25 protein-coding genes are annotated in these 24,366 nt (G+C 62.0%); 15 read left to right on the forward strand and 10 right to left on the reverse strand.

Going from position 1 to position 24,366, the window contains the following annotated elements; translation table 11 throughout:
- Window positions 1-60: 60 nt before the first annotated feature.
- Both NMG80_RS15085 and NMG80_RS15090 read left to right on the forward strand, forming a co-directional pair.
- Window positions 61-279, forward strand: coding sequence for a hypothetical protein (locus NMG80_RS15085; RefSeq protein WP_254018825.1), 219 nt, complete (start codon window positions 61-63; stop codon window positions 277-279).
- Window positions 280-611: 332 nt separating this feature from the next.
- Complete coding sequence (locus NMG80_RS15090) at window positions 612-965, forward strand: nuclear transport factor 2 family protein (protein ID WP_254018826.1); 354 nt, start codon at window positions 612-614, stop codon at window positions 963-965.
- Window positions 966-1,027: 62 nt separating this feature from the next.
- Here the strand turns inward: NMG80_RS15090 and NMG80_RS15095 are convergent, their stop codons facing one another.
- On the reverse strand, window positions 1,028-1,513 hold the full coding sequence (locus NMG80_RS15095) for an SRPBCC family protein (protein WP_254018827.1): 486 nt from the start codon (window positions 1,511-1,513) through the stop codon (window positions 1,028-1,030).
- Window positions 1,510-1,860, reverse strand: coding sequence for an ArsR/SmtB family transcription factor (locus NMG80_RS15100; protein WP_254018828.1), 351 nt, complete (start codon window positions 1,858-1,860; stop codon window positions 1,510-1,512). The genes NMG80_RS15095 and NMG80_RS15100 overlap by 4 nt, the downstream gene beginning before the upstream one ends.
- Before the next feature lie 169 nt (window positions 1,861-2,029).
- Here NMG80_RS15100 and NMG80_RS15105 point away from each other — a divergent pair, with 169 nt between their 5' ends.
- The gene (locus NMG80_RS15105) at window positions 2,030-2,386 is read left to right on the forward strand and encodes an ArsC family reductase (RefSeq protein ID WP_254018829.1); all 357 of its coding nucleotides are present in this window, start codon (window positions 2,030-2,032) and stop codon (window positions 2,384-2,386) included.
- A 57-nt stretch (window positions 2,387-2,443) separates the two neighbouring features.
- On the opposite strand, the gene NMG80_RS15110 is transcribed toward NMG80_RS15105, so the two are convergent.
- Together NMG80_RS15110 and NMG80_RS15115 are read right to left on the reverse strand one after the other, a co-directional pair.
- On the reverse strand, window positions 2,444-3,940 hold the full coding sequence (locus NMG80_RS15110) for a xylulokinase (protein WP_254018830.1): 1,497 nt from the start codon (window positions 3,938-3,940) through the stop codon (window positions 2,444-2,446).
- A gap of 55 nt (window positions 3,941-3,995) precedes the next feature.
- On the reverse strand, window positions 3,996-4,979 hold the full coding sequence (locus NMG80_RS15115) for a sugar-binding transcriptional regulator (RefSeq protein WP_254018831.1): 984 nt from the start codon (window positions 4,977-4,979) through the stop codon (window positions 3,996-3,998).
- A 139-nt stretch (window positions 4,980-5,118) separates the two neighbouring features.
- On the opposite strand from NMG80_RS15115, the gene NMG80_RS15120 reads away from it, so the two are divergent.
- Both NMG80_RS15120 and NMG80_RS15125 read left to right on the forward strand, forming a co-directional pair.
- A complete protein-coding gene (locus NMG80_RS15120; protein WP_254018832.1) occupies window positions 5,119-6,447 on the forward strand; it encodes a sn-glycerol-1-phosphate dehydrogenase in 1,329 nt (442 codons plus the stop codon).
- 4 nt (window positions 6,448-6,451) lie between these two features.
- Window positions 6,452-7,261 (forward strand): HAD-IIB family hydrolase, encoded by an 810-nt coding sequence (locus tag NMG80_RS15125; RefSeq protein WP_254018833.1) that lies wholly within the window; start codon window positions 6,452-6,454, stop codon window positions 7,259-7,261.
- A 178-nt stretch (window positions 7,262-7,439) separates the two neighbouring features.
- Here NMG80_RS15125 and NMG80_RS15130 read toward each other — a convergent pair whose 3' ends face one another.
- A complete protein-coding gene (locus tag NMG80_RS15130) occupies window positions 7,440-8,360 on the reverse strand; it encodes a sugar-binding transcriptional regulator (protein WP_254018834.1) in 921 nt (306 codons plus the stop codon).
- Window positions 8,361-8,515: 155 nt separating this feature from the next.
- On the opposite strand from NMG80_RS15130, the gene NMG80_RS15135 reads away from it, so the two are divergent.
- From NMG80_RS15135 to NMG80_RS15155, 5 genes are all read left to right on the forward strand, one after another.
- Window positions 8,516-9,403, forward strand: coding sequence for a carbohydrate ABC transporter permease (locus tag NMG80_RS15135; RefSeq protein ID WP_254018835.1), 888 nt, complete (start codon window positions 8,516-8,518; stop codon window positions 9,401-9,403).
- A 1-nt stretch (window position 9,404) separates the two neighbouring features.
- Window positions 9,405-10,277 carry a carbohydrate ABC transporter permease gene (locus tag NMG80_RS15140; RefSeq protein WP_254018836.1) on the forward strand — a complete coding sequence of 291 codons (873 nt, stop codon included), beginning with the start codon at window positions 9,405-9,407 and terminating at the stop codon, window positions 10,275-10,277.
- Between the two features lie 59 nt (window positions 10,278-10,336).
- Window positions 10,337-11,842: an ABC transporter substrate-binding protein gene (locus NMG80_RS15145; RefSeq protein ID WP_254018837.1), complete on the forward strand. Its 1,506-nt coding sequence runs from the start codon at window positions 10,337-10,339 to the stop codon at window positions 11,840-11,842.
- Between the two features lie 89 nt (window positions 11,843-11,931).
- The gene (locus NMG80_RS15150) at window positions 11,932-12,657 is read left to right on the forward strand and encodes an SDR family oxidoreductase (RefSeq protein WP_254018838.1); all 726 of its coding nucleotides are present in this window, start codon (window positions 11,932-11,934) and stop codon (window positions 12,655-12,657) included.
- 31 nt (window positions 12,658-12,688) lie between these two features.
- Window positions 12,689-13,756, forward strand: coding sequence for an ABC transporter ATP-binding protein (locus NMG80_RS15155; protein ID WP_254018839.1), 1,068 nt, complete (start codon window positions 12,689-12,691; stop codon window positions 13,754-13,756).
- Window positions 13,757-13,915: 159 nt separating this feature from the next.
- Here NMG80_RS15155 and NMG80_RS15160 read toward each other — a convergent pair whose 3' ends face one another.
- The 3 genes from NMG80_RS15160 to NMG80_RS15170 form a co-directional block, all read right to left on the reverse strand.
- A complete protein-coding gene (locus NMG80_RS15160) occupies window positions 13,916-14,272 on the reverse strand; it encodes a DUF488 domain-containing protein (protein WP_254018840.1) in 357 nt (118 codons plus the stop codon).
- A gap of 95 nt (window positions 14,273-14,367) precedes the next feature.
- Window positions 14,368-15,624, reverse strand: a complete 1,257-nt coding sequence (locus NMG80_RS15165) for an aminopeptidase (protein WP_254018841.1) — start codon at window positions 15,622-15,624, stop codon at window positions 14,368-14,370.
- Between the two features lie 83 nt (window positions 15,625-15,707).
- On the reverse strand, window positions 15,708-16,622 hold the full coding sequence (locus tag NMG80_RS15170) for a LysR substrate-binding domain-containing protein (RefSeq protein WP_254018842.1): 915 nt from the start codon (window positions 16,620-16,622) through the stop codon (window positions 15,708-15,710).
- Window positions 16,623-16,719: 97 nt separating this feature from the next.
- Between NMG80_RS15170 and NMG80_RS15175 the strand changes: the two genes are divergently transcribed.
- From NMG80_RS15175 to sbmA, 3 genes are all read left to right on the forward strand, one after another.
- On the forward strand, window positions 16,720-16,932 hold the full coding sequence (locus tag NMG80_RS15175; protein WP_254018843.1) for a hypothetical protein: 213 nt from the start codon (window positions 16,720-16,722) through the stop codon (window positions 16,930-16,932).
- 376 nt (window positions 16,933-17,308) lie between these two features.
- Window positions 17,309-18,469, forward strand: coding sequence for a YbfB/YjiJ family MFS transporter (locus tag NMG80_RS15180; RefSeq protein ID WP_254018844.1), 1,161 nt, complete (start codon window positions 17,309-17,311; stop codon window positions 18,467-18,469).
- 121 nt (window positions 18,470-18,590) lie between these two features.
- Complete coding sequence (gene sbmA, locus NMG80_RS15185) at window positions 18,591-19,868, forward strand: peptide antibiotic transporter SbmA (RefSeq protein ID WP_254018845.1); 1,278 nt, start codon at window positions 18,591-18,593, stop codon at window positions 19,866-19,868.
- An 86-nt stretch (window positions 19,869-19,954) separates the two neighbouring features.
- Here sbmA and NMG80_RS15190 read toward each other — a convergent pair whose 3' ends face one another.
- On the reverse strand, window positions 19,955-20,950 hold the full coding sequence (locus NMG80_RS15190; protein ID WP_254018846.1) for a polysaccharide deacetylase family protein: 996 nt from the start codon (window positions 20,948-20,950) through the stop codon (window positions 19,955-19,957).
- A gap of 274 nt (window positions 20,951-21,224) precedes the next feature.
- Here NMG80_RS15190 and NMG80_RS15195 point away from each other — a divergent pair, with 274 nt between their 5' ends.
- Both NMG80_RS15195 and der read left to right on the forward strand, forming a co-directional pair.
- On the forward strand, window positions 21,225-21,890 hold the full coding sequence (locus NMG80_RS15195) for a tetratricopeptide repeat protein (RefSeq protein ID WP_254018847.1): 666 nt from the start codon (window positions 21,225-21,227) through the stop codon (window positions 21,888-21,890).
- Between the two features lie 118 nt (window positions 21,891-22,008).
- Entirely contained in the window at window positions 22,009-23,439 is a 1,431-nt protein-coding gene (gene der, locus NMG80_RS15200) for a ribosome biogenesis GTPase Der (RefSeq protein ID WP_254018848.1), read from the forward strand.
- Window positions 23,440-23,479: 40 nt separating this feature from the next.
- Here the strand turns inward: der and NMG80_RS15205 are convergent, their stop codons facing one another.
- On the reverse strand, window positions 23,480-24,235 hold the full coding sequence (locus NMG80_RS15205) for an SDR family NAD(P)-dependent oxidoreductase (protein ID WP_254018849.1): 756 nt from the start codon (window positions 24,233-24,235) through the stop codon (window positions 23,480-23,482).
- Between the last annotated feature and the right edge of the window lie 131 nt (window positions 24,236-24,366).

Raw genomic sequence — 24,366 nt, forward strand, 5'->3', positions numbered from 1 at the left:
TGGCGGCCGGAGCCGATGATGCGCCGGCGATTGCGGCGCTGGACAGGACCACGCTCACCCATGGCGGACTGCGCCGCCCTTGGTGATGGCAAACCCAACGCTCTGGTCGACATCGCCTTTCATATCGGTTCGCTGATACAGGCCAGGCCGTTCGATGTTTGCCTCGATCGCGTATCGGCTTTTGGCGGCTGGGCGCTGGTGCTTCGCAGTGGCGACCATTCGCCAGCGTTGCAAGCCTTTTGCGCAACCTCTCCGCTGTGGTCGACGACAGCCCGCTGAAGCCCTTCGTGACGGCTCGGTAGAGCCGCATGTGACGTTGCTTCACGACAGACTGCGCGTGCCAAAGGTTCGGGAACGAATCGTTGAGCCGATCTCCTGGACGGTGCGGAGCTTTGCATTGGTCCGCAGCCACCAGGTGAATATGAATGCCCGGCCAGCTGGCAATTGAGTGGCCAGGACGATGCTCTGGCCGCGAGGTAAGAACCTCAATTCGTCTTCACATACTCCGCGCGATATCCATCCTGACATGGCTTGTCAGCTATCGGCGGGCCGGACGATGGCAGGTCAGCCAGCAGTTCCCTACTTGGAAGGGGTCTGAACAGGAGGAACACATGACCAATGCGGAAATTGCCAAGGATTTCACAGAGCTGCTCAAGCAGGGTCAGAACGAAGGTGCTGCTGAGAAGTACAATGCCGATGACATCGTCAGCTACGAAGCAATGGAAGGGCCGATGGCCATCTGCCGTGGCAAGGAAGCCGTGAGGCAGAAGGGCCAATGGTGGCAAGAGAACCACGAAGTTCATGGCGGCTCGGTCGAGGGCCCATATGTCAACGGCGACCAGTTCGCAGTGCGCTTCAAGTTTGACATTACGCCCAAAGCTACGGGCGAGCGTGTCACCATGGATGAGGTTGGCCTATACACGGTCAAGAACGGCAAAATTACCGAAGAGCGCTTCTATTATTGAGGCCGGAAACACCAGCGGCTTCCATGGCGGCTAGGACGACGCCCTGGCTGCCATGTGAGCACCTAAATCCTCTTCACATAGTCCGCCAGCTGGTCCGCTACGGTGCCCCAGCCGTCGAAAAAGCCCATCTCCTCGTGGTTCTTGCGTGTGGCTTCGTCGCGGTGGATGGCGGTCGCGGTGTAGCGTGTCGCCTTGCCTTCCGGCTGCAACGATATGACCGCTGTGATGAATGGGTCCCCTGACGGCCGATAGCCGGGCAGCAATGCATCGGTCCACACCAGCCGCTCGTTTGGGACGATGTCGAGGTAGCAGCAGTGGCGGTCGTTGACCTCCCTGCCGTCGGGCGACTGCATGCGGGTCCTGAACAGGCCGCCGGGCCTGAGATCGATCTCGCAATCGGTGACGATCCACGGCTTCGGTGTGAACCATTGCCGAACATGCTCGGGCATCGTCCAGGCTGTCCACAAAAGCTCACGCGGCGCTTCGATGATGCGTTCGAGGACGAGGTCGAGTTTCGGGTCGGGTTTGAACAGCGGGGTCGAACTCATTTGTCTTTCTCCTTGAGTGTCATGACGTAGGCATCGAATTGGTCAAGGCGGCGTTCCCACAGGGCGCGCTGCTCGGCCAGCCAGTTTTCCGCAAGCTTCAGCGGCTCAGGTGCGAGTTGGTAAGTCCTGACACGGCCGGCTTTTTCGGAATGAACAAGCCCGCAGCCTTCCAGCACCCTGAGATGCTCGACGAACGAGGGCAGGGCCATGTCGAATGGCTGCGCGAGCTCGCTGACCGAGGCGGGGCTTCTGTTCAGCCGCTCGACAACGCGCCGCCGAGTCGGGTCGGCCAGCGCTCGGAAAATGCCGTCGATCGGTGGGGGGCTTTCGGTCTGTAGACTCGTCATGATCATTTCCTTGCTTCCGCCACTCAGCACGGCCAAAGTCGGCTAGGACATTACTTAGGAAAATTCCTTAGTGTTGGCAAGCCCGAAATCACAGATGCCGCAAGGCCGCTGGAAAAGTGAGGGGCGCGGTTTTAGAGTGCCGTCAGATCGACCGGTCCGAGGATCCGTTTTGACGATCACCATGTACGGCATCACCAATTGCGACACGATCAAGAAGGCGCGTGTCTGGCTGGAGAGCCACGATGTCGCCTATCGTTTCCACGATTACAGGGTCGAGGGGCTGGAGGCAGTTAGGCTCGATGGCTGGGCCGGCAAGGTCGGCTGGGAAATCCTGCTCAACAAGGGGAGCACGACGTTTCGAGAACTGTCGGACACGGACAGGCTGAGCCTCGACGAGAACAAGGCCAAGGCGTTGATGCTGGCCAAGCCGACGATGATCAAGCGGCCGGTCCTCGATCTTGGCGATCGTATCCTCGTCGGCTTTAAGCCTGATGTCTATCAGCAGGTGGTGGGTGGGTTGAAATAGGCCAGGCCTAGCGGGACGGCGAGGCAATATCGATTGCACGTCAATCCTGCGCCGATCTCAATTCCGCCAGGCGAATTGGGTCGCGGGAAAAACCTTGGCCTGCCTGGCCGACAGCGCGTCCCACGCTTCGCGGCAGCTGGGGTCCGGTTCGATTGTCTCGGCGATGCTCGTCATCGCGTCCGCAGCCTCAGCAAAACTCTCGAACCATCCGACGCCGACCGCAGCGCTGATCGCTGCGCCGAGCGAGGAGGCTTCAGCATTGTGACCCTTATGGATCGCGATCCCGGTGGCGTCCGCGATCATCTTTGTCCAAAGTTTGCTGTTGGCACCGCCGCCGATCGCCACCATTTGCGCCGGCGAAAGACCATGGCTACGCATCTCTTCGAGAGCCCGGGCGGTTTGCAGCGTCATCGCCTCGAGCCCCGCACGATAAAAATGACCGAGCCTGTGCGAGGGGTGCATGCCGATGAAGCTCGCGCGTGCGCTCGGATCCCAATGCGGGTCCATGCAACCGACCAGGGTGGTGCCGGCGAGAAGTCCGTCCGAGCCGATCGGGACGGCCGCCGCTTCCCTTTCCAGGCGGTCGAAGATCGCCGGATCGGAGCGACCGCCGGCAAACGTGTCGACGAACCAGTTGACGAAATAGACACCCGCCCGCTGCACTGCCTCGAGGAAATAGCCATCGCCTGTTGGCGAGGTCATGGTACGCCAGAAGGCGCCGACCACCGGTTCCCGCGACCAGATTCCCGCGATGATCGCAGTTCCAAGATTGAGATAGACGACGCCGTCGCGCATGGCATTGACGCCGAGCCCGGCGCATTGCCCATCGCCGCCGGCGGCAATCACCGGCGTTCCTTCGGCGATGCCCGTTGCGGCGGCGGCTGCGGCATGAACGCTGCCGACCCGCGTGCCGGACCGCACCGCATTGGGAAGTTGCGACGGCTTGATGCCGAGATGATCGAGGAGCGGCTGCGACCATGCCTTGCGCGAGATGTCGAAGAAACCGAACGGATCGGCGCTCGTCCAACTCGCACTCGGCGTTCCCGTCAATTTCAGCGTCAGATAGCCGTGCACGTCGAGGATTTTATTCGCATGATCCAACCGTTCCGGTTCGTTCTCGCGCAGCCATTTCAGTCGGTAGACGACCGGCGTCACGTCGATCGGCTTGCCGGTGATCGCGTGCAGCCGCTCACGGCCGATTTCCGCCGCGAAACGGTCGACCAGCCCGGCGGCGCGTTCGTCGAGCCAAAGGCTCGCGGGTCCGATCGGCTCGCCGGCACCGTCGATGAGCGCAACGGTCTCGCGCTGGTTGGAGATCGCGATACCGGCGATGCGCTTCGCATCGACCGCGCCGACAAGCTGTCGCAGCGCCACAGTTGCGGCCCGCCACCAGTCGGTGACCTCCTGCTCGACATAGTCCGGCCTCGGCTTCATCAGATCGAGCGGCGCGCGGCCTTCCGCCACGGCTCGTCCTTCCCGGCTCCAGGCAATCGCCTTGCAGGATTGCGTGGAACTGTCGAGGCCGACGACAAGGGGTCCGTCGCTGCTGCCCATGATTGTCCTCCCGAGACGATGAGTTCCACCGAGTGCTGGTTAGTCCAAGTGCCGGTTATTCCAAGAGAATGTTCGCGGTGGCCATGTCGGTGACAAAATGTGTCGCATATCCGCCGCCGAGCCCAGCCCTGATCGCCCCCATCTTGCGGGCGCCGCCGGCGGCGCAGATGCGGACTGGCACCGCTTTCAGTTCGTCGAGCGTGATGCCGACGGTGCGTCCGTCGAGCGGAGTTGCGAAAGGGGCGCCTTGAGCGTCGATGAACCGCCCGATGATGACCCCGAGCGCTCCTTGCTCGATCATGCCGGCAAGTACCGCGGCATCCGATATCCCGGCTCGGGCATAGGTGCTCTCCGGCCCTATATCGCCGATCCCGAAGATGACCTTGCCGGCGGCACGGATCATACGGAACTGGTTGACGAGCATCGGCTCCTGCATGAGTTCGTCGTGCAGTTCGTCGGTGGAGACGATCGCCGGGGCAAGCAGGTTGATGCAGCGGGCGCCGAGCCGATTGGCCATTAGCGAGGTGCAGAATTCCGGCGAGAAATCGCTGGTCCCGATCGAGCTTCCCGAGAGCTGGACGACGGTGAGGTTCCGATCATGCCGCAGTCGTGGGATCGAGCGGGCGGCAGCGAGCACCGTTTTTCCCCAGGCAACGCCGATCGTGTCACCCGGATCGACCATGGATGCGAGCAGCCGTCCTGCCGCTTCGCCGATGCGGCGGTCGGCATCGTTGGGATCGAGGTCGGGGATAACCGCCGCGCCGCCAAGTCCGTATTTTTCCATCAGACGCCGCGAGGTTAAGGTGCGGGCAAAAGCGTCGTGGTCGACCTGCACCGCGACAAGTCCGCTTTCGCGCGCCTCCTGCAGATAGTGCACCACGCTCGCCCTAGAGACGTTCATTACCTTGGCCACGTCGCTCTGGTTGAGCTGGTCGACATAGTAGAGCCAGGCAGCCCACGCCACCGCGCTGTCGAATTCGGGCGGCAGTGCCGAGAGCCCGGATGGTCGGACCATTTCGATGTCGGCATTGGCATTCATGTCCCTTTTTCCGCAGGTTTGCAGAGCGAAGTCAAGCGTCGCGGGCAAATGCTTGACAAAAGACAGTGACAGGTGACTATTGTTTTACAACGCCAACGCTCCTGCGCCTCGATTACAGGGTCGCCAGCATGAGGATGTCATGACGAATCCGGCAGCCGGATCCTGGACGGCATTGATCGACGACATTTTGGACGGGCACTGGCCCAACCCGGAGACCGGTAAAAAGGCCGTGGTGCCGTATGACCGGATTGTCATCGAAGAAAGCCTCGACGGGCGGGCGGCCGATCTCGTTGCGGAGCTCGATCTGGGTGAGCGGTTCACAGTTGTTGCGGATGCCGCCACCTATGAGGCGCTTGGCGAACGCGTTGCGCGCGAACTGAAGACGCTCGGCCCTGTCGATGTGGTGATCCTGGATCACCCGCATGCCGACATGGCCAACGTCGAAAGCCTCGCCGTCAAACTCGCCGAAGCGGACGCCGTGGTCGCGGTCGGCTCCGGCACGATCAACGATCTCTGCAAGTTCGTCACCGGAAGGAACGGACGGCGCTATTGCGTGTTCGGGACGGCCGGTTCGATGAACGGCTACACATCGACGACTGCGTCCATCACACTTGAAAGCGGCCTGAAGGTATCGCTCCCTTCCCACGCCCCTTCAGGCTTTTTCGTCGATCTTGGCGTCTCCGCTGCCGCCCCGACCTATCTGTCGGCGGCGGGGTTCGGTGACTGCCTTTGCCGCTCGGTCGCCCAGATCGACTGGTGGATGTCGCACCGTCTGCTTGGCACCGCCTATCATCAGGTTCCGTTTCTGATCCAGGAAAAGGATGAGGCGGCGCTCAACCAGCGTGCGGCAAAGCTTGCCGAACACGACATCGAGGCCAATGGCTATCTCTATCGCGTGCTGACGCTCTGCGGCCTCGGCATTTCCTTCACCGGCGTCTCCAATCACGGCTCCATGGGCGAACATCAGATATCGCACTACATCGACTGCTTCGCCGGTGAGCGTCACCCCGGCACGCTGCACGGCACCCAGGTCGGCGTCGCTTCGCTCACCATGGCGCGATTGCAGCAAGCCATGCTTGCAAGCGACAAGCCGCCGGTGGTGAAGGCGACGAAGATCGATCCTGACGACATGGTCCGCCGCATGGGTCCGGCCGTCGCCGCACAATGTCTCGACGAACTGAGGAAGAAGGCCTTCGACGAGACTGCCGCCGCCGCATTCAACGAGCGGCTGCAGGAGCTCTGGCCGACACTCAGGCAGGAACTCAAGCAATTCATGGTGCCTGTCGACGAGATGCAGCGCCTGCTGAAATCCACCGGCGGGCCGATTTCAGCGGCCGAATTGGGCACGCCGGCCGATTTCTATCGCGAAGCCGTCGTTCATTGCCGGGAGATGCGCAATCGCTTCTCGTTCCTCGACATTGCTGCCGATGCAGGAATGCTGGAGGATTTTGCGCGCGGGGAAGCCTGACCGGATGCGCGACCTCGCCGAATTCGGGCCTGAAACTGCATCGCGCATTCGCGGCGTCTTCTGCGATATCGACGACACCTTAACCACCGAGGGTCGTCTTCCGGCCGACGCCTACCGTGCGCTCGAACGCCTGCACGAGGCGGGCCTTGTCGTTGCTCCCATTACCGGGAGACCGGCAGGCTGGTGCGACATGATTGCCCGGTTCTGGCCGGTCACCGGCGTGGTCGGTGAAAATGGCGCTTTTTATTTCGCTTATGATCAGGCAACGCGAAAGATGATCCGGGTTTTCGCGGCAAGCGCTGACGAACGCCGGGAAAACAGGCGCAGGCTCACCGAACTGGAAAAGCGCATTGTCGAGGAAGTGCCGGGTTCGGCGGTATCCGCCGACCAGCAATATCGCGAAGCCGACCTGGCCATCGACTTTTGCGAAGATGTTCCGCCGCTGAAGATGTCCGATGCCAGGCGCATCAAGCAGATTTTCGAGGAGGCAGGCGCTGTCGCCAAGATTTCGTCGATCCATGTGAACGGCTGGTTTGGCCGGTACGACAAGCTGGCGATGACGCGCCGCTTCGCAAGCGAGAGGCTGGGAACCGATCTCGATGCCGAAAGGCAGGCCTACGCGTTCGTCGGAGACAGCCCGAACGACGCCCCGATGTTCGGGTTCTTTCCGAACTCGTTCGGGGTCGCGAATGTGATCGACTTCCAGGGACAGATCGACGCCGAACCCGCTTTCGTCGCCAGGTCGCGGGGTGGCCGCGGCTTCGTCGAGATTGCCGAGATGATCTTGGCAAACCGGAGGTCGGCGGTGGTCTGATCGGCCGGCGCGAAATGTGCCGACTACAAAAGACGCAAAGGATGTTCTGCAGGCGATGGAACCGAACCAGGGACGGCTTAGGGAAGATTCGATGCCAGTCTGCTTACTGATGGAAGCGGGCGCGATGCACCAGGCAACATCGCGCAGCACCTTCGGTTGCCGCCGCAGTCGCGGCCGGTCACAGCGAGCCGCCCGTCTCCTGGTCGGTGATCAGGCCGGTGAAAAAGCCTTTTTCCAGGAGCTTGGCCATCATGCCGACCTTGTTCTTTCCGCCGGAAACAAGGATGCGTTGGGGGATGTTCAGCGTGTCGCGAGGATAGACCCCGACAATGCGCTCGTTGACGGGATGGTCGATGAGCTCGGCGTTGCGGTCGAAGAAATAGCCGAGAAAATTCCCGATCGGCCTCAGTCTCAGGACGTCGTCGAATTCCTCGTCCGTCATGTAGCCCACGCTCCGCAGCGTCGAGCTGGTTGTGCCGCCGACGCTCATCAGCGCAAGGTCGGCGTTCAGCGCCTTCTGGATAACCTCGCGCGCGCTCGGCTGCTGCAGGATCGTCTCACGGCTTTCGCGGCTGTCGCAGATGATGGGACCGGGGAGATAGTAGGATTCGGCCTGGGTGCGCTGGGCAAAGACGGCGGCGGCGTCGTATTTGTCGATCGACGACCGGCGCGACAGCGAGCCGAGAAGCGGCACGACGGTAACGTTCCTGAGCGCCACCGGCTCGATGTTGGAGGCGAGCCATCGCATGGTTCGGCCCCACGCCATGGCGACCGTCATGTCGTCCCTGAGCAGCGTCTCGACGGTCTGCGCGGCATAGATGCCGATCACTTCGGAGAGCCCAAGCTCCGACCCGGTATCGTTGGGTGTGACGCTGCATATGTCGAGCCGGTACTTCCGCCTGAGCTGTTCTTCCATTTCGAGCGCCTGGGACGTCCCGGCGTTGATGCGGATCGAGACGATGCCGCGCTCTTTCGCCTCGGCCAGCAGCCTGTGGATCTTGGTGCGGTTGATCTGCAGCCGCTCGGCGATGGCCTGCTGCGTTTCGCCCAGCACGAAATACTGATGGGCAACCCGTGCCAGCAGACCGATCGACGTCATGAGGGTCCTCCAATGCTTGTGGCGCACCCATCCGAATGCCGCTGTAGCCGGCCAACAAGTGCTTGCCACGGACAGGGCGACGATATAGCATTTGAACAAATGCACAAGATATGAACATTTGTGCATCGCAAAACGAAGCGGTTCGGGAGGAACGCGTGCGGGTTGCCCAAGCCAGACGTTTGGTCATTTCGGATCACCCGCTGCCCTGGCTGCTGCCGCTGGTGGCGATCCTGCTTGTCTTCACCGTCTATCCCCTCATCTACAACATCTGGCTGAGCTTCCATGAGTTCGTCCCGCGCCGGCGGGCGCTCGAATTCGTCGGAACGGAAAACTGGGTGCAGCTGTGGAACGACACGCGGTTCTGGCAGTCGCTCGTCATCACCTTCACCTATTTCGCCATCGCCCTGGTCTTCGAGCTGGTGCTCGGCATGGCGATCGCGCTGCTCCTGGACAGCGACGGCTTCGGTTTCGGGTTCCTGCGCGGCGTGCTGACGATGACGCTCGTCATCCCGCCGGCCATTGTCGGCATGATGTATCTGCTGATGGAGGATCCGCAGTTCGGCGTGATCAGCTATCTCCTGCAGTCGATCGGACTGCTCAATTCGAACAACCCCATCCTCGCCACCGCGTCGACCGCGCTTGCCGGCGTTCTCGTCGCGGAAATCTGGCAGTGGACGCCGTTCATGGTCCTCATCTTCCTTGCCGGTCTCAGGGCGCTGCCGCCGGAGCCTTACGAGGCCGCGATGATCGACGGCGCCTCGTCGTTCCAGATTTTCCGGCGCATCACCCTGCCGATGATGTCGAAGGTGATCGCCATCGCCGTGCTGGTCCGCGGCATCGATCTGTTCCGCGTCTTCGACTACGTGTTCGTGATGACGTCCGGCGGGCCGGGAGCGTCGACCTACTCGCTGTCCCTCTATGCATGGCAGCAGACGTTCAGCTTCGTGAAATGGGGCTATGGAGCCACGCTCAGCCTCGTCACCCTGGTGATCATCCTCGTCATTGCCAACCTCTTCATCCGTATCGCCAAGGTGAGGTGGTAGAATGAACGGCTCCGTCTCGGCCCGCATGCTTCGCACCATCGCCGCCTGGGTTGTGGTCGCAATCTTCTTCTTTCCGATCTACTACTGGACGTCGGTGGCGTTCAAACACGGCAATGACATCTTCAACCGGCCGCCGAAACTGTTCGCCTTCACGCCAACTTTCGACAATTTCCAGAAGGTGTTCGGGATTTCGCTGGGCAGCGGCGGCATCACCGTGACGCCGGGCGGCGGCAATTTCTACATGGCGCCCCGCGTCTGGGATTCGATCGTGATCGCGACGCTGTCGACCGTGCTCGCTGTCGCCATCGCCACGCTTGCCGCCTATGCCCTGTCGCGCATGAACTTCCGCGGCCGGCACAGTTTCGTCGGCTGGGTGTTGTCGACGCGCATGATGCCGCCCGTCGCGGTCGCGGTTCCGATGTTCTTCATCTACAAGAATTTCGGTCTCATCGACACCTATACCGGCATGGTGCTGATCCACGCGCTGATGAACCTGCCGCTCGCCGTCCTTCTGATGAAGAGCTTCTTCGACGACATTCCCTCCGAGATCGACGAGAGCGCCATCGTCGATGGCGCCAGCCGCTTCATGATTTTTCGCAGGATCGTGCTGCCGATGGCCAAGGGCGGCATCGCCGCCACGGCGGTGCTCTGCTTCATCTTCAGCTGGACCGAATTCCTCTTTGCGCTGACCCTGACCACCACGTCGCTCAAGACCGTGCCTGTCGTCTCGTCGACCTTCGTCACCTCGATCGGCACCGCCTGGGGCAACATGGCCGCGCTTGGCGCCGCATCGATCATTCCCGCTTTCATCTTCATTCTGTTGGTTCAGAAGCACCTCGTGCGCGGTCTCACGATGGGATCGTTGAAACAATAGATGGGAGGCTCAAATTCGCAGCCTTGTGAAAATCGCGAATTAAACCGGAGGAGTAGACAATGAAAGACAGCATCAGAAAGGCGCATCTTGCTTCTGTCACCGACCGCTTCGTTCGCGGACAGATGGACCGCCGCTCGTTTCTTCGCGCAGCAAGCATTCTCGGCCTCGGCGCCGGCGCGCTCGGCATGGGTTTTGGACGACGTCCGTTCTACGGCATCAGCCAGGCTTCGGCTCAGGAACAGGAATTGAAGCCCAGCGCCGAAATCACCAAATGGCTCTCGGATGTCGGCAAGCCCTTTGCCGGAACAACGCTTCGTCTCGCCACCGAATCGACGCCGCCGTCCAATGCCATCGCCACGCAGCTCAAGCAATATTTCGAGGAGGCTACCGGCATCAAGGTCGAGATCGAAGTGCTGCCGCTCGAGCAGGTGCTGCAGAAGCTGACGCTCGACGTGGCCTCGAGCCTCGGCACTTACGACCTCTACTATATCGACCAGAGCTGGGCGGCGAGCTTCAGCCAGGACGTCTTCGATCCGCGCGAGCAGCTCAAGAACGCCGACCTGGCAATGCCGAACTACAACATCGACGACTTCCTGAAGCCGCTCGTCGACGGTATCGCCATGTACGAGGACCGCATGGTTGGCGTGCCCTACGACATCCCGATCTTCATCATGCAGTACCGCAAGGACGTCTGGGACGAGCTCAAGCTGCCGCCTCCGGCCACGTTGGACGATTTGCTGAAGGCGTCTGCGGCGATCACCGATGCCAAGGGCCCGAACATGTACGGCACCAGCGGCCAGATGAAATCGGGCCATTACAGCCTCGAATGCGATTGGACGGCGTGGCTTTGGGGCCATGGCGGTTCGATTTTCGGCCCCGACGGCAAGTTCACCGGCAATGACGACGCTGGCTTGGCCGCCATGGCCTACTGGGACAAGCTCAAGGCGACGATGCCGCCCGGCGTCGACGGCTGGACATGGGATGGCGAGGGCCAGTCGGTCGGCCAGGGCGTCGCCGCCTCGATGCTGTCCTGGGGCGAATTCTTCCCATTCTTCGACGATCCCAAGGCCTCCAAGGTCTCCGGTCTGATGGAAGCGATGGTTCCGCCGAAACCTGCCGCGACGCTGCGCACCGTCGAGCAGACCGGATTCGGCGAAATTCCAGGCGTTGGTCACCAGGGCGGTTCTTCGCTCGCGGTATCGAAATACTCGAAGAGCCCGGACGCCGCCTGGATTTTCATGCAGTGGGCGACCTCAGCCGATACCCAGGCGCTGATAACCGTTCTGGGCGGCGGTACGGGGCCAACGCGCACCAGCGTCTATGACGATCCGCGCGTGCTGGCCAATGCGCGTGTCGGCGCCGGCACGACCCGCCACTTGCCGGTCGTGCGCGACACCATCGCCAACTACATGGGATCCGAGCCCGACCTGCCGGCATGGGCAGAACTCTCGAGCGATACGATCCCGGTTGCGCTGGGCAAATACTTCGCCGGCCAGTCGGGCTCGGCCAAGGAGTCGCTCGACGCCCTGAAAACCCAGGTCGACGATCTCGTCGCCAAGGGCTGAGTCTTCCCCCGGGCTGGCGGCCCTAAGGTCGCCAGCCCGGGGTATCGACAATTTCGCCGGGGTACCGACAACTTCCATGAGGAAAAGCCATGGCTGGAAAACAGCTCGTAGCAGTGACAGGAGCCAGTTCTGGTATCGGCGAGGCGGTCGCCAAAGCGTTTTCGCGCGCCGGCCACCCTGTTTTGATGATGGCCCGTCGTCTGGAGCGCATGGAGGCGCTGAACCTGCCCGACAGCATGGCCCGACAGGTCGACGTCCGCGACCGCGCCGCAATCGCAGCCGCCGTGAGGGAGGCGGAAGCCGAATACGGACCGGTCGACATGCTGTTTGCCAACGCCGGCATCGCGCGACTTGCCGACATAGGCCGCCAGCCGCCCGAGGAATGGGACGAGATGATCGACATCAACACCAAAGGCGTGCTGAATTCGGTCCACGCCGTGATGTCGGGCATGATGGAGCGCCGTCATGGAACGCTGTTCATGATGAGTTCGATCGCTGGCCGAAAAATCTATCCGGATCATACGGTCTACTGCGGGACGAAATTCTTCGTTCACGCCGTGTCGGAATCGCTGCGCGACTATCTTTCCGACTATGACGTCCGCGTCGTCGTGCTTTCGCCCGGGGTGATCGAAACCGAGGTTCTGAGCGGCGTCCTCGATCCGCAGACGCTCGCCAACTACAAGGCCAACAAGCTCAGGATCGGCGGCGGCATCGGCCCGGAGCACGTCGCTGACCTCATGCTGCACACCTACCAGATGCCACAAAATGCTCTCGTGCAGGAAATCGTCATCACGCCGACCAGGCAGAAATACTGACGACCCGAATCCGGGCGTCTGGAGACTGAGAATGGCCACCGTAGAATATAAGAACATCGCCAAGAATTTCGGGCATGTCGAGGTGATGAAGGACATCTCCTTCGGCATTGCCGACCGCGAATTCGTCGTGCTGCTTGGACCGTCGGGCTGCGGCAAGACCACGCTCCTGCGCATGACAGCCGGGCTCGAGCGCGTGACCAACGGCGACCTTTTGATCGGCGACAGGCGGGTCAACGACGTTCACCCGCGCGATCGCGACATCGCGATGGTGTTCCAGAATTACGCGCTCTATCCGACAATGAAGGTGTTCGACAATATCGGCTTCAGTCTCGAAGTGGCGAAAGTGCCAAAGGCGGAGATCCGGAAAAAGGTCGAATGGGCGGCGGAAATCCTGAATCTTACGCCCTACCTCGGGCGCTATCCCAAGGAACTGTCGGGTGGCCAGCGCCAGCGCGTCGCCATGGGCCGCGCCATGGTGCGCAATGCCGCCGTCTTCCTTTTCGACGAGCCGCTCTCCAATCTCGACGCCAAGCTGCGCACGCATATGCGCGTGGAAATCCGCCAGCTCCATAATCGTCTCGGCACGACCACGATCTACGTCACCCACGACCAGATCGAGGCGATGACGATGGCCGACAAGATCGTGCTGATGCACGCCGGCAGGATCATGCAGATCGGCACGCCCGACGAGGTCTACGAGCGCCCGAACTCGAAATATGTCGCTGATTTCATCGGCTCGCCGTCGATGAACTTCATCGCCGGCGCTGTCGAAACCGCGGGCGGCAGTCCTCGCTTTGTCGCCGAAGGCGTGTCGATCGGCCTGTCACCTGAGATCAAGGCAAAACCAGGCCAAAAGGTCATCATGGGGGTGCGGCCACACGATCTCGGCATTTCGGATATGGGGGAGATCAAGGGCGAGGTCGTGCTGTCCGAAACGACCGGCGCGGATGTCCAGATTCATTTGCGCGTGGCGGGATACGACGCCGTCGCCGTGGTGCCGCGTGACGAGCGCCGCAACGCCGGCGCCGCGATTAACCTTTCGGTACTGCCGGGCAAGGTGCACCTCTTCGATGCGGCCACGGAGCTGCGTGTCGCCTGAGATTAATGCATGTCGCGCAAAAGCATGCCCTCGGGCTTGAACCTAGGGTGTGCAGCGGTTTTGCGATAACGACATGATAAACAACAACCTAAAGCGCGTCGCGTGAGGCCGGTCAAATGCGACGCGCTTTCGCGACGAAGGCCGGCAGCGCGCCCTGCCTCAGCCCTTTAGGCTGAGATAATCAGCCAAAGCCACTGCGTTGTTATGCAGCTCGTCCTGGGCGCCGTAGAGCAGCGTCACTCGGCCGTTGTCGAGCAGGGCACGCAACTGGCCGACCGCCTCGCTGTTCCTGTCGAGCTCGCCGCGATATCGCTGCTGGAATTCCATCCAGCGCGTCGGCTCGTGGCCGAACCATTTGCGCAATTCGTCGCTTGGCGCGACGGTCTTCAGCCATAGCGTCAGTTCGGCGTCTTCCTTGCGGACGCCGCGCGGCCATACGCGGTCTATAAGCACCCGCTGCCCATCGCCAGGCGAGGGCGGCTCGTAGATGCGTTTGACCCTGATGTCGAGTTTCATTGCCAACTCCGGGGTTGGCCGCCATGACGTCTTGCTGGCCATGACGCCTTGCTGGCCATGACGGCTTTCTGGCGGCTGCTTACGCCCACTCGCCCCTACGCCCACTCGCCCTTGCGCATCACCGGCACGCGGCTGCCGTCCTTGCCGACGCCGTCGATGTCGACCTTGTCCGAACCGATCATCCAGTCGATGTGGATGAAGCTCTTGTTGCCGCCGCGCGCCGCGATCTCGTCCTGAGTGAGCGAGGCGCCGTCGACAAAGCACTTCGAATAGCACTGGCCGAGCGCGATATGGCAGGCGGCATTCTCGTCGAACAACGTGTTTAAGAACAGCAGGCCGCTCGCCGCGATCGGCGAGGAATGCGGCACCAGCGCGACCTCGCCGAGCCGGCGTGAGCCTTCATCGGTGTCGAGCACTTTCTTCAGCACATCCTCGCCGCGGCTGGCCATGGCCTCGACGATGCGACCCTCCTGGAAACGCACCGCAATGCCGTCGATCAGCGTGCCCTGGTACGACAGCGGCTTGGTGCTCGAGACATGGCCTTCGACGCGCCTTGCATGCGGCGTGGTGAAAACCTCCTCGGTCGGGATGTTCGGATTGCAGGTGATGCCGTTCCTGGCGGTCGAGGCGCCGCCCATCCACTCATGGCCGTCGGCCAGACCGACGGTCAGGTCGGTGCCGGGTCCGGTGAAATGCAGCGCATGGAAATTATGGCCGTTCAGCCATTCGGTGCGGCTGCGCAGCGCCGCATTGTGCGCTGTCCAGTTGCCGATCGGGTCGTCCACGTCCACCCGCGAAGCGGCGAAAATAGCGTCGGCGAGTTTTGCCACGGCGACATCGTCGGCATCGTCGGGAAATACCTGCCTGGCCCAGGCCAGGTCGGGATAGGCGACGATGTTCCAGTTGATGTCGAAGCCGGTGATCTTTTCCAGTGCCGGCTGGTAGGCGATCGAGTTCGCCTTGTTGGCGCGCGCCACTTTCGCCGGATTCTGCGCCGACAGCAGCGACGGATCCTCGCCGCGCACGGCAAGCCGCGCCGCATTGTTGGCGAAGGCCTTGGCCATGCCCTCATAGAGCCAGCCGGCGGCGTGGTCGAAGCTGGCATCGGCGCCGTAGCGAAAGCGTGCCAGCGTCATCTCGTCGTCGTTGAAGATCGGCGTCACCAGGCCGGCGCCGGCCTTGTAGGCATGCTCGACGATCCGTCGCGTCAAAGGCAGCGCTGCGATCGACGATGTCAGCACCAGATCCTGCCCCGGCTGCAATTGCAGCCCGACCTTGATGGCGACTTCGGCCAGCCTGTCGAGCTTCACCGGGTCGATCGTTGCGGAAACGCCGCGCGAATGTGTGGTCATGATCCTGCCTGTCGTGATGTGGGAGTCTGGTTCTTACATAGACCGGTGCCGTCGGTCTTTCCACCGTGATCGACCGGGCCCGCTCAGGCCGCGCCGGCGAGCGCGCCGAACTGCGCCATCGTTGCCTCGATCTCCTCGCGGATCCAGAGCTTGAAATCGCGCAGCTTGCGGCTCTCGCTCTTGCTGGCCGAGGTGACCAGCCAGTAGCCCAGCCCGCTCTCAGCGCGGACGCCGAACGGCGCGACCAGTCGGCCGTCGGCGAGAGCGTCAGCCGTCAGCAATTGCCAGCCGAGCATGACGCCGTGGCCAGCAATCGCCGATTCCAGGCAAAGCATGGGGTCGGTGAAGCGCGCGCCCTTGAGGAAGCTGACCGGCTTCACCCCGGCCGCCTCGAACCAGCTTTCCCAGCTGATCATCGCTTTTTCGTCGGTGATCGCGCAGGTCAGGGCGAGATCTTCGATCGATTTCAGTTTGTCGGCGATCGCCGGGGCGCAGACCGGGAAGACTTCCTGCGCCAGTAGCAGTTGCGCGCGCACGCCCGGCCATTTGCCGTCGCCAAGCCGGATGGCGATGTCGATGTCCGAACGATCGAGATCGGCAATCCGCACCGAGGCGTCGATGCGCAAAAGCACATTCGGATGCCGGGCGAAGTGACGTGACAGTCGAGGCAGCAGCCACTTCGAGGCAAAGGCCGGCGCGACCGAGACCACCAGCGTGCATTCGGAGGCCTCGTCGGCGAGCGCCACGGCTTGGGCGAGCTCGCGGAAACCTGCCCCGAGCCGGGCGGTGAAGACGGTGCCGAATTCGGTCGGCATCAGACCGCTTGCCGTTCGTTCGAACAGCGCCTGGCCAAGTTGCGCTTCCGTCCGCTTGACCTGCTGGCTGACGGCGCTGGCGGACACGTTGAGTTCGCTCGCCGCAGCCGAAAGCGATCCCAGGCGGGCGACGGTTTCCACGGCGCGTAGGCCGTTGAGGTGGACGCGGTTGAGTATGGCCATACAGTTTTTCTAAATCGGCACGGTCGAAATCTCAATTGAAATACAGGCTAGAGCGGCAAATTTTAAGGAACAAGCAGACCTGTGGAGGAAAAATACGATGAAGATTTTATCACTGCTCGGGGTCTTTTCCGCTGCCGGCGCGCGGCAAAGCCGGTCGCATGAAAGCGAGGCCACCCGATGGGCCACCGATCCGCTGTCGCATCCTGTGCTCGACACCATGTCGGAGCGCGAACTCGGCGACCTGCCGTTCCGGCTGACGGCCCGGCGCACGGCCTACGAGATGCGTTCAGTCCTTTTCGGGTCCAATTAAAAGTCGAATCCTCTGCACGGAGGATTTCAGCCGCAGCCGACCTGCACCGTAGGCGTATTCGAGCGCCGCGACGGTACAGAACGAACGTCGACGATCCTTCGCGCCCCCCTCTGCCCTGCCGGGCATCTCCCCCACGAGGGGGGAAATCGGCAGCTTCAGCGCCGGCTCTCATTATTCAACTTCTGGAGATTGGCGAAAGCGGAGATGACGGCCAATCTCGCCCCTCGTGGGGAGATGCCAAGTTTTGGCAAAGAGGGCAGGACAGAGGGGGGGCGCTGTCCCGCAAACGTTTCGGCTGCGACCGGTCCTTGCAACCCGTTCTGGCCCAACAAGAAGCGGATTGTTTCACCCGCTCGTGCACCTATTGTGCACTGCAATGAACATCGCTTCGCCGTCCCCTTTGCGTCTCGCCTTCGCCGGCATGATTGCCCTGGCCGTCGCCATGGGCATCGGCCGTTTCGTCTACACGCCGATCCTGCCCGGCATGATGGAAGAGCTTGGCCTGTCCCCGGCCGATGCCGGCTGGATCGCATCCGCCAACTATCTCGGCTATCTCATCGGCGCGCTGGCAGCCGTCGGCGGCTGGGCGCACGGTCGCGAGCGCCTGCTGATGCTTGCCGGTCTTGCCGCCACCGCAGTCCTCACCGGGTTGATGGGCCTTGCCGACACGATGGCGGCTTTTCTCGTCATCCGCTTTCTTGCCGGTGTGGCCAGCGCCTTCGTCCTGGTGTTCATGTCCAGCATCGTTTTCGGCCATCTCGCCGCGGTCGGCCGAAACGACCTGCAGGCGCTGCATTTCGGCGGCGTCGGCCTTGGCATAGCGGCGTCCTCAGCGCTCATGGCAATACTCATCACCGAACATGCCGGCTGGACGGCGGGCTGGTTCTGGTCCGCCGCGATCTCGGCCTGCGCCATTGCCGTCGTGATGCTGCTGCTGGGCCGCACTGCGACCGCCAACGGCGCTGATGGCCGCGAACCGGCGCTGCCAAAGGACCGGTCACTGGTGAAGATCATTGTCGCCTACGGGCTGTTCGGCTTCGGCTATATCGTGACGGCGACGTTCCTGGTCGCCATCGTCCGGCAGGGCGGCGGGGGCCGCGTCTTCGAGGCCGTGGTGTGGATGGTCACCGGCCTTGCCGGGATTCCCTCAGTTTGGTTGTGGCAGAAGATCGCGGCAAAGATCGGGCTCTACCAGGCTTATGCCTGGGGGTGCCTCGTCGAGGTCGTCGGCGTCACCGCGAGCGTCGCCGTCGGCGGACACATTGGGCCGCTGCTCGGCGGGTTTCTGCTTGGCGGCACCTTCATCGCCATCACCGCGCTCGGCCTGCAGACCGGAAGGCAGCTTGCCCCGCAAGCGCCGCGCCGGATCCTGGCGTTGATGACGGCGTCCTTCGGCCTCGGCCAGATCATCGGTCCGATCGTCGCCGGCCTGCTTGCGCAAGCCTCGGGCGATTTCTTCCTCGCATCGATCGTGGCCGCCGCCGTGCTGCTTGTCTCCGGCGCGGTCACCTGGTCGGCTGCGCCAAAAACGCCATGATTATGGTCTTGCTCGGTGCCGGGCATCGCGCGCCGGCCATTTTCATGCGATCGATGTGTGACCTTATGCCCGCTGAACAGCAACGCCGCTGATTTGCGCATCGACCGAGGATTTTCCCAACGTGTTCGTATCCTTCTTCCCGCAGCCGAAGCTGTTCTTTATTTCGGCCGTCGCCTGGAGCCTTCTGCTCGTCCTCCTGTGGTTTTTCGGCGGCGAGCACCTTGGCACGATGCTCGGCATGCCGCCGGTCGACCCGCAGGCCGCACCAGTCATCAGCCCGGTAAGATTCCTGACGCCGGCATTCCTCTGGTTCTACGGATATTTCTTCGCCGGTATGGGCGTATTCTACCTTTTCTGGGCGCTGTATTCCCCGCATCGCTGGCAGAACTGGTCGATCCTTGGCTCTGGTTTGATCATTTTCGTCACCAATTTCATCGTGCAGATCAGTGTGGCGCTCAATGACTGGCGCGGCATGTTTTACGACATGGTGCAGAAGGCGCTTACCACGCCCGGCTCCGTTACCCCTGCCGAGCTTTACTACGGCGTATGGCAGTTTCTGTCGTTGGCGCTGATCTATATGAGCATTGCCGTTCTGAACGTGTTTTTCGTCAGGCACTATGTGTTTCGCTGGCGCACCGCGATGAACGATTATTTTACCGCCTACTGGCCGAGGCTGCGCCATATCGAAGGGGCGTCGCAGCGCGTTCAGGATGACACGATGCGCTTCTCCGGCACAATGCAGGGGCTCGGCGTGAACTTCATCGACTCGATCATGACCCTGATTGCATTCCTGCCCTTGCTGGCTTCCCTTTCCCTCCATGTTGCAACTCTCCCAATCGTCGGCGCAATCCCTTATCCGCTGGTCGTTGCGGCGATCGGGTGGTCTCTGTTTGGCACCGGCCTGCTGGCAGTCGTCGGCGTAAAGTTGCCTGGGTTGGAATTTCGCAATCAGCGTGTTGAAGCCGCTCTGCGCAAGGAACTTGTCCTCGGTGAGGACGATACGACGCGAGCGCAGCCACCAACGCTGGCCGAGCTTTTCAGCAACGTTCGGAAGAACTACTTCACGCTATACGCTCACTATGTCTACTTCGACATGGTGCGCTATCTCTATCTCCAGGTGGATAACGTTTTTGCCACACTCATTCTTGTTCCGACATTAGCTCTTGGTAAGATAACCTTTGGGGCGTTTCAGCAGATTGTCACCGCCTTTTCTCAAGTCGCCAGTTCGTTCCAATATCTCGTGAATTCCTGGCCGACCATCGTCGAGCTGATATCCATCTACAAGCGCCTGCGCGCCTTCGAAGCGACGCTGGAAGGCGCGCCGCTACCGGAAATCGACCAGGCCTACTTGGAGCGAGAGCGAGCCGGCTTGCGCCCTGAAGATCAGCCGGCAAGTTGAGAATCGCGAGGGCGGGCGCGTCTAGCGACATGCACAATACAACAACATAAAGCGCGTCGCATGAGGCCGGTCAAACGCGACGCGCTTTAGTCAGCCGCCCACGCCCGTGTTTGGCCGCCATCGCGCCGCGAAACATAGTCGCGATAGCTGATGCACTCGACGTCGGGCCTGGTGCAGACCTCGCCGGCAAAGCGCTCCAGCGCCTTCCAGTAGGCGCCGTCGTTCATCAGTGTGAAGTGGAAGCCGAGTTCCAGCGGAATGCGTTTGCCCTGGTATTGAGTGTCGAAGGCGGCGCGAAAGGCGTCATAGGTCCGGTTGGCGAATTCGTCCGCCTTGCTCCGCCGCTCGAAGCCACCGGAATGCCTGACATAGAGATTGTAGTCCATGGCGATCACCCGCCTTGTGTCAGGACCTTCCGGAATCTGCGGCAGCGAAAAGCGTGTGATGCCGTCGCTGGTCGGTGGCCGGGCGGGGCCGCGCGACACGCCGCTCGCGTCGAACAAATAGCCCGCCTTGGGCAGCGCCTCGTAGAGCGCCTTGTTTGCCGACAGATAGGGTGCGCGAAAGCCGACCGCCTTACGTGCAATGTCGCGCCAGCCTGCGGGTTCGGAGTCAATGGCGTTGATCGAATAGGCGTTTTCGAGAATGCGCTTGAACGAACGGATCTCGTTCAGCCAGTCGGCCTTGCTCCAGTCTTTGCCGTCGAAATGGCCGCAAGCGTGGCTGCCGATGTCATGGCCTTCCGAGGCGGCAAGGTTTATCTGCTCGAGCCGGTCAGCGATTTCCTGTTTCGAGGCGGCGAAGCCGATATTGGATTTGCCTGAGGTCCTGCCGGGCGCCGTGTATTCCTTGCGCGTCTCCGGCGACAGCAGGAAGACGCAGGAGACGAAATAGGTGAAATGGGCGCCGGTGCGCTGGGCCAGCGCCCGGCTGCGCTTCCATTGCGAAATATCGCGGGCGCTGTCGAACGAGATGATAACGGCCTGCTTCGGCTTTACCGGCGCTGGCGGGTCGGCGACAGCAGCGCCCGCCGCAGCCAGCGACGCGATCGAAAACGCAACAGCGCGGGACAAACGAGGCATCAGTGTCCGATCTGAATTTTGAGGAGGGTTCGCGCACCGGCTATCGGCGAAATGTGGCGTGGCTGCGGTCGCCTTGCGGTCACGTGACCGGCGATTAGCCGATTTTCCGATCGAACCCCTTCCATGCCGGCAAAATTTCGCTAAAACGCCGCATCGGCCTGAAGTGCAGAATTGATTTTCAGGAAGCCCGATGCGCAATTCAAAGTGTTAGAGCGTACTTTCCATGGACGCACGTCGCTCTAAACCGCCCTCGGGCGGGCAGGATGGTTTTGAAATGTCGGACGACAGTTTTATCCGCGAAGTCAACGAAGAGATGCGTCGCGATCAGGCGCATGCGCTGTGGGACCGTTTTGGTCCTGCCTTGCTTGCGCTCGCGATACTGGTGGTGGTCGGCACCGCCGCCTTCGTCGGCTATCGCTATTGGGACGAGACCCGCGCCAATCGCTCGGGCGACGCCTTCTCGCAGGCGCTGAAGCTCGCCAATGAAGGCAAGAGCGACGAAGCGCTGGCGGCCCTCGATGCGCTGGAGAAGGATGGCTACGGCGCTTATCCGCTGCTCGCCCGCATGCGAGCGGCAACCGTCAAGGCGGACAAGGGCGATTTCGATGCTGCCGTCAAGGATTTCGACGAGGTTGCCGCCGACACGGACATTCCATCAGGCCTTCGCGACATGGCGCGCCTCAGGGCAGCGCTGCTGCTCGTCGACCACGGTTCGTTCGCCGACGTCTCGGGCCGAGTCGAGACGCTCACCGCCGACACCAATCCGCTGCGCCATACGGCGCGCGAGGCGCTCGGCCTTGCCGCCTGGAAGGAAGGCAAGGCGACGGACGCACTGAAACTGTTCGACCAGATCGCCTCGGATGACAGCGCCCCGCGCAACGCGCGCGAGCGGGCGACGTTGATGTCAGAGCTGATCCGTGGGTCGGGCGGCGTGTCATAATGCATGTCGCCCAAAAGTGTGTAGCGGTTTTGGGGCAACGACATGCATGGCAGGCGCATGTCGCCCAAAAGTGTGGTGCGGCTTTGGGACGACGACATGCTGGCAGATGTAGGGCCGCATGACCTTCAAAGTCGCCATAATCGGCCGGCCTAACGTCGGAAAATCGACTCTTTTCAATCGTCTGGTGGGAAGGAAGCTGGCGCTTGTCGACGACACGCCGGGCGTCACCCGCGACCGTCGCGTCCATGCCGCCAAGCTCTACGACCTGCATTTCGACGTTATCGACACTGCCGGCTTCGAGGATGCTGCTGCTTCGACGCTGCCGGGCCGCATGCGCGCCCAGACCGAGATCGCGATCCGCGAAGCCGACCTGATCTTTTTCACCATCGATGCCAAGTCCGGGCTGATGCCTGACGACAAGACCTTCGCCGAGATCGTGCGCAAATCCGGCAAGCCGGTTGTCGTCGTCGCCAACAAGGCCGAGGCGCGCGGCGCCCAGGGCGGCATGCTGGAGGCCTGGGAACTCGGCCTTGGCGAGCCGATCCCGGTCTCGGCCGAACACGGCCAAGGCCTGCCCGACTTGCGCGATGCGGTGATATCAGCACTGGGCGAGGCGCGCGCCTTCGGCGAAGAAGAAGATGCAGACGAGGAGGCCGCCGCCAGCGAGGTGCTGATCGGCGAGGACATCACCGATCCGGATGCCGAGCCGAGCTATGACGATACCAAACCGATGCGCATCGCCGTCGTCGGCCGTCCGAACGCCGGCAAGTCGACGCTGATCAACGCGCTGATCGGCGAGGAGCGGCTCTTGACCGGGCCGGAAGCCGGCATCACCCGCGATTCCATCTCCGTCGACTGGGACTGGCATGGCCGCCGCCTGAAACTGTTCGACACCGCCGGCATGCGCCGCAAGGCCAGGATCCACGAAAAGCTGGAAGTCATGTCGGTGCAGGACGGCTTGCGCGCCATTCGCTTTGCCGAGATCGTCATCATCGTGCTCGACGCCACCATTCCCTTTGAGAAGCAGGATCTGCAGATCGCCGACCTGATCATCCGCGAGGGCCGCGCGCCGGTGATCGCCTTCAACAAATGGGATATGATCGACCATCCCCAGGAACTCCTGGCGGAACTGCGCGAGAAGACCGAGCGGCTGTTGCCGCAGGCGCGCGGCATCCAGGCGGTGCCGGTCTCGGCCGAGACCGGGCGCGGCCTCGACAAGCTGATGGATGCCGTCATCAGGACGCACAGGGTGTGGAACAGCCGCGTCTCGACCGGCAAGCTCAACCGCTGGCTGGAAGGTATACTGGCGCATCATCCGCCGCCTGCCGTGGCAGGGCGCCGGCTGAAGATCAAATATGTCACCCAGGCCAAGACGCGCCCGCCGGGCTTCGTCGTGTCCTGCTCACGGCCGGACGCGATGCCGCAATCCTATGTCCGCTATCTCTCCAACAGCCTGCGCGAAGCCTTCGACATGCCCGGCGTGCCGATTCGCATCGCCTTGCGCACCTCAGAAAATCCGTTCGCCGGCAAGGCGAAGAAGCGCCGCTGAGCGCCGCGTCTTTTTGGGCGCCAGCATCAGCTACGACGCGCTAATGGGCGGTGTAAGCTCCGTCCACCAGATGGTAGCTCCCGGTGATAAAGCTGGCCTGATCGGACAACAGGAAGCAGACAAGAGCCGCTACCTCTTCCGGTTTGCCGCGCCTGCCCATCGGCTGAAGGGCTGCCATGCGCCGCGTGGCTAATGCCTCCACTTGCTCCGATAGAAGAGGCGTTTCGATCCAGCCGGGGCCGACGACATTGATACGGATGCCCATCCTCGCATATTCGATCGCCGCAACCTTGGTTAGTCCAACGACCCCGTGTTTCGCTGCCGTGTATGCGGAAGCAGTCGGCAAGCCGACGGAACCGAGAATGGAGGACATGTTCACGATGGCGCCTCCGCCTCGATCCAGCATGGCGGCGATTTCGTACTTCATGCTGTAGAAAACGCCATTTAGATTGACGTCTATCAGCCTGTGCCAGTTGTCGAGCGGGTAGTCTGCCGTCGCTTTCCGAACGCCGTCGATGCCGGCATTGTTTACCGCCATATCCAGTCCGCCGCATTTCTGGACAGTGAACTCGATCAGCTTTTCGACGGCTGCCGCATCAGTGACATCGACCGCAAAGTCGTGGGCCCTGCCTCCTTGCGCGATTATTTCGGCAGCCATGCAGCGCGCGGCCTCGGCATCAAGGTCGGCGACAACAACCTCGGCTCCTTCTTGCGCGAGTTGCCGTGAAACAGCCGCTCCTATTCCGGAGCCTGCGCCGGTCACAATCGCGACTTTACCATGGAAGTCAGGCTTCATCGTCTCTGTCCTATGCCCATTGTGACATAACCGAACAGAGGCGGACGGTTATCGCAAGAAGTTTCGCTCCGGTTCGCTTGTCAATCCTGTGAATTCATTTTGCCACCACACAGCGAGACTTGGCCCGCAGG

The organism is Mesorhizobium escarrei (assembly GCF_935825525.1).
GTDB classification, from domain to species: Bacteria; Pseudomonadota; Alphaproteobacteria; order Rhizobiales; family Rhizobiaceae; genus Mesorhizobium; species Mesorhizobium escarrei.